General features: G+C 66.5%; 4 protein-coding genes. All 4 read right to left on the reverse strand.

Annotated features, from left to right (window positions below; all coding sequences use genetic code 11):
* Window positions 1-295: 295 nt before the first annotated feature.
* Window positions 296-1,357, reverse strand: coding sequence for a tRNA 2-thiouridine(34) synthase MnmA (gene mnmA / locus QGG75_11610; protein MDP6067878.1), 1,062 nt, complete (start codon window positions 1,355-1,357; stop codon window positions 296-298).
* A 73-nt stretch (window positions 1,358-1,430) separates the two neighbouring features.
* Window positions 1,431-2,438, reverse strand: a complete 1,008-nt coding sequence (locus QGG75_11615) for an SDR family oxidoreductase (protein ID MDP6067879.1) — start codon at window positions 2,436-2,438, stop codon at window positions 1,431-1,433.
* Between the two features lie 59 nt (window positions 2,439-2,497).
* On the reverse strand, window positions 2,498-3,457 hold the full coding sequence (locus QGG75_11620; protein ID MDP6067880.1) for a flagellin: 960 nt from the start codon (window positions 3,455-3,457) through the stop codon (window positions 2,498-2,500).
* 21 nt (window positions 3,458-3,478) lie between these two features.
* Window positions 3,479-4,679: flagellar basal body rod C-terminal domain-containing protein (locus QGG75_11625; protein ID MDP6067881.1), on the reverse strand; the 1,201-nt coding region annotated here is incomplete at its 5' end.

Raw genomic sequence — 4,679 nt, forward strand, 5'->3', positions numbered from 1 at the left:
AGGGCTTCCGGCAGGAAGCCTGGGCGCCGACTGCGGACAGAAGAACGGAGCCCCTGCAGGCATCACCGCGGAGACGGAAACAAAGGGCGTTCGGAGCTTGACATCAACCAACCGATTACAGAAGGCACAGAGGCACAGAGAAGACTTGCAGATGATTCCCCCAGGAGCTCCCCCAAGAACCCCAAACAGGCTTCTCCGAATCTCTGTGCCTCTGCGTCTCTGTGGTCAACCTTCCAGCCCGTCCCGCACCTCAGCCGGTGACGTCCTAGGCGATCTTCAGCAATCTGGAAATGCTCTAGCGCCCTATCCAGCCGCCGCCCAGCAGGCGGCCGCCGCGGTAGGCGACGCAGGCCTGGCCGGGCGCGATGCCGGGCTCGGGCTGGTCGAGGATGACCTCGGCGGCGCCGTTTCGGCGTTCGATACGGGCCGCCAGCGGCGGCGAGGTCGAGCGCACCTTGACCTCCAGAGCGCCCTCGGTCTCGGCCAGCCAGTTGCAGTCGCGGATGGCGAAGCGCCGGCGCGCCAGGGCCTCTTGCGGCCCCACCACCAAACGGTTGCTTTCGGGCTCTAGGCGCAGCACGTAAAGCGCCGCGCCACCACCCAGACCCAGGCCGCGGCGCTGACCCACGGTGAAGCCGGCGATGCCGGGGTGGCGGCCGAGGACGTTGCCGGCCTGGTCGACGATGTCGCCGGGCTGCCGCGCCGCCGGGCGCTGCTTGTCGATGAAGGCGGCATAGGATCCCTCGGCCACGAAGCAGATGTCCTGGCTGTCGGGTTTGTCCGCCACAGTGAGCTCGAACCTGGCTGCAAGCGCCCGCGTCGCCGCTTTGTCGAGGCCGCCCAAGGGAAAGCGCAGGAAGTCGAGCTGGTCGGGCCGTGTGGCGAACAAAAAATAACTCTGGTCGCGGCCGGCGTCGGCACCGCGGTGCAATTCGGCGCCGTCGGGGCCGCGCCGCCAACGTGCGTAATGGCCCGTCACCAGGGCCTGGGCGCCGAGCTCGCGGGCCCGGCCCAGCAGGTCCTCGAACTTGACCGTCTGGTTGCAGCGCACGCAGGGGTTCGGGGTCTCGCCGGCGATGTAGCTGTCGACGAAATTGTCGATCACGGCGCTTTGGAAGCGCTGCTCGTAATCGAGCACGTAATGCGCAATGTCGAGGTCGGCGGCCACCCGCCGGGCGTCGTGGATGTCGACGCCGGCGCAACAGGCGCCGACCCGTGAGGCGGGCGCGTCGTAAAGCTTAAGAGTTATCCCCACGACCTGGTAGCCGAGCGCTGCCAGGGCCGCGGCGGTGGCCGAGGAATCGACGCCTCCCGACATGGCGACGACAACGCGGGCACCGGCTTCGAGGCCGCCCATGGCGGCGGCCACCTGATCCAGGGCGTCGGCGGCGGAAGTCATGTGGTGGATATAGATGGCTGGGCGCCGGCCTTCAATCCTCGCCCAGGTACTTGAACCAGTCCGCCGTGGCGCCGGCGATGGCATCGGGCGTCCAGACCGGGGCCTCGCTCCAGTAATCGATGTGTTCCAGCATGACCTTGACGCCGTCCTCGATGGGCACACGGGGCTGCCAACCCAGGGCGGCCTTGATGCGGCTCATGTCGGCCAGGGTGCAGTCGGGCTCGCCGGGGCGCTTGGGGATGTGCACCGTCTGGCGCCCGCCCAGCAGCTCGACCAGGCGGTTGACGCTGACGGCTGCGCCCGAGCCCACGTTGAAGACCTGGCCGCTGAGCTCGCTGTCGGCCGCCGTGACCAGAGCGTCGACGGCATCGCTGACGTAGGTGAAATCGCGCTTCTGTTCGCCGTCGCCGACGATGGTCAGGGGCTGGCCGGCGCGCAACTGCGCCAAAAAGACGCCGAAGACGGCGCCATAGGTGCCGGAGGTCCGCACCCGGGGGCCGTAGACGTTGAAGAAGCGCAGCGCCAGCGCCGGCAGGCCGTAGACCTGGGCCCAGTGCAGCACCTGGCACTCGCCCAGGTACTTGGTCAGGGCATAGGGGTACTGGGGCTGGATGGGCGCGTCCTCGGGCGTCGGGTAGCGTTCGGGAATGCCGTAGCACGACGACGAGGCGGCATAGACCAGGCGGCGCACGCCGGCCGCCCGGGCCGCCTCCAGCACCACGAAGGTGCCGTCGACGTTGGATTCGAAATATTCCCGGGGCTGCTGGATCGAAGGCACGATGTCGGCTCGCGCGGCCAGGTGGAACAACCGGTCGGCGCCCTTCGTGATCGCCGCCACGGCGTCCCGGTCGCGGATGTCGGCATGGTTGACCTCGAGCACCGGGTTGTCCCGGTGCTGGGCCAGGTTGCCCGGGTTGCCAACTGAAAAATTATCGATCACCCGCACCCGCCGGCCCTCGGCCAGCAGGCGGTCGACCAGGTGGCTGCCGATGAAGCCGCCTCCGCCGGTGACGACGTCGATTGGTGAGGTTTCACTCATGATTGTCGATCCTGGGCGGCCCCAGGCGCCACCGCAAGACTAAAACCCGGCCGCGCCGGCTAGATGAAGTCGAGCAGCGTCGAGCGCGAGAGCTGCGAGAACACGCGATAGCTGGCGTCCAGCGCCACCTGATCCTGCGACAGCCGGCCGATGGCCTCGGCCACGTCGACCTCCTCGATGTCCGAGATGAAGATCCTGGTGAAGGTCTTGGCGTCCCCCAGCCGGCTCTGGATGTCTTGCAGGGTGGCGCGGTTGACGCCGGTCTGGGCGTGCTTCTGGTCGATGTTGTCGATGGCGGCGTTGAGTTCGTCGAGGCGGCTGATGAGAAAGGTTTGCTGGGCGTTCGAGAGCGGATTGGTAAAGCTGCCGAGCGCTTCCTGCTCGAAGAACTGGCGGAACTCTTCCCACAGCGGCGCCGCCACCTCGTCGGCCAGCACACCGTAGGTCAGCGTCAGGTTCTCGTCGATGGTGTTGGACTGCTTGACCCCGTTGTTGGTGAAGGCCAGCGAGGGCGTGGTCGAGATCGAGGCGTTGATGGCTTGCATGCCGGACTTGGTGACGGCGTTGGTGGTGCCGCTTTCGTCCAGCGGCGACTGATCGGTCAGCGTGCCGGAAAAGATGTAGCGCCCGCTGTCACGGGTGGAAAGCAGGCTGACGGCGTTGTTGAAGATGTTCTCGACGTTGGTCTCCAGGCCGAAGCCGGTGTTGCCGTTGATGGCCGCCAGGAAAGCGTCGCGCAATTGCTGGGCGTTGTCGCGCAGGCCCTCCAGAGAGGCGTCGTAGAGCGAAAGGCGGCGGTCGACCTGGTGGTTGGCGTCGATCAGCTGCTGCTGCCGGGCCAGCAGGCTCTTGGCGCCCTGCAGGGTGCCGATGTCGTGGGCGATACCCTTGTAGATATCGGATTTCATGCCGCTGGTGACCTGGTTCTGCCCGACGTAGACGCGGTTTTCGTTGCGCAGCACGTCGGCCAGCAACGATTGATGCTGGCCCAGGGTGGATATCCGCGATGAAATGGTCATGGCTCTAAATCCCCGGATGCCCTAGATGGCGATCAGCACGTCGAACATCTCGCGTGCGGCGGTGATCATGCGGGCGGAGGCGTTGTAGTGGTTCTGGAAGATCACCATGTTGGCGAGTTCCTCGTCCATGTTGACGCCGGAAAGTGAACTCAGGCGGGCCTGGACCTCTTGGGTCAGCGCCTGTCGGTCGTCGCGCAAGAGGTCGGTGATGGCCGCCTGGTTGCCGAAATCCGACAGCACGGTGGCGGCAAAGGCGCTGATCTGGGTGGTGAAGGCGGCCAGATTGCCGGCCGCCTTGAAGGCGATGGCGGAGTCCTGGAGGCCCTGCATGGCGACGGCGCCGGAGGCATCGCCCTTGGAAAGCGCCGCGGTGCGCGAGATGATCTGGAACTGGGTGCCGTCGTATTGCACCGTGGTGATGCTATTGGAACCGATGTCGCCGGCGCTGAGCGCGGCGCCGTCCTGCTGGATGGCGAGGGCTGCCAGGGCGTCGATCTTCAGGGTCGCGGCGCCGGTGTTGGCCGTGGCGGCGCTGAAGGTGAAGGTGTCGCCGGCGCTCAGGCTGGTGACGTCGGGCTCGAGGTCGATGACATAATTGTTAAGCCCGGTGGCGGTGACCGGGGCCTTGTTGCCGGTGATGTCGAGGCGCGCCAGGGCCAGGTCGAAGGGGTCGCTTATGATGTCGCTGCGCACATTGACATCCTTGGCGGCTTCGGCGCGATAGCGGTCGCCGACGCCGAGCAGGTTGCTGAAGGTGATGCCGGTGCCACCGCGGTCGGTGCTGTCGCTGACCGTCACCAGCTTGTAGGTCTCGAAACCGCCGATCATGGAAATCGACAAGGCGCCGTTGCTGTCCAGGGTGACGTTGCTGATCTGCTTGCCGAAGTTGGCGGTGTTCTCCAACAGCGTGAAAATGTCGTCGAAGCTGCCGGTGTCGTCGATTTCCTTGGTGGCGTCGCTGACCGCGGCGACGATGGTGAAGGTGGCGCTCTTGACGACGTCGTTCTGGGCGTTGCGCAGCTCCAGGGTGACGACGCCGCCGGTGGTCAGGCCGTGCGCCGCCGTGACCGGCAGGCCGGTATCGAAATGCGCCTCGGTATTGGCTTCCATGACGTCGTTGAGGCCGAAGAAATGGGAGAAGCCGCGGCCCGCCCTGAGCGCCGGCGAAGTGGCGTCCTGCAGCGCGGTTATGCCGCTGGCGCCGCTGGGGGCGGCGAAGGTC

This window comes from Alphaproteobacteria bacterium, from assembly GCA_030740435.1.
GTDB lineage: Bacteria > Pseudomonadota > Alphaproteobacteria > UBA2966 > UBA2966.

Excerpts from the sequence above, each read along its gene's own strand:
- mnmA (MDP6067878.1), bottom strand. The coding sequence starts at position 1,357 with ATGGGCGGCCTCGAAGCCGGTGCCCGCGTTGTCGTCGCCATGTCGGGA.
- QGG75_11615 (MDP6067879.1), bottom strand. The coding sequence starts at position 2,438 with ATGAGTGAAACCTCACCAATCGACGTCGTCACCGGCGGAGGCGGCTTC.
- QGG75_11620 (MDP6067880.1), bottom strand. The coding sequence starts at position 3,457 with ATGACCATTTCATCGCGGATATCCACCCTGGGCCAGCATCAATCGTTG.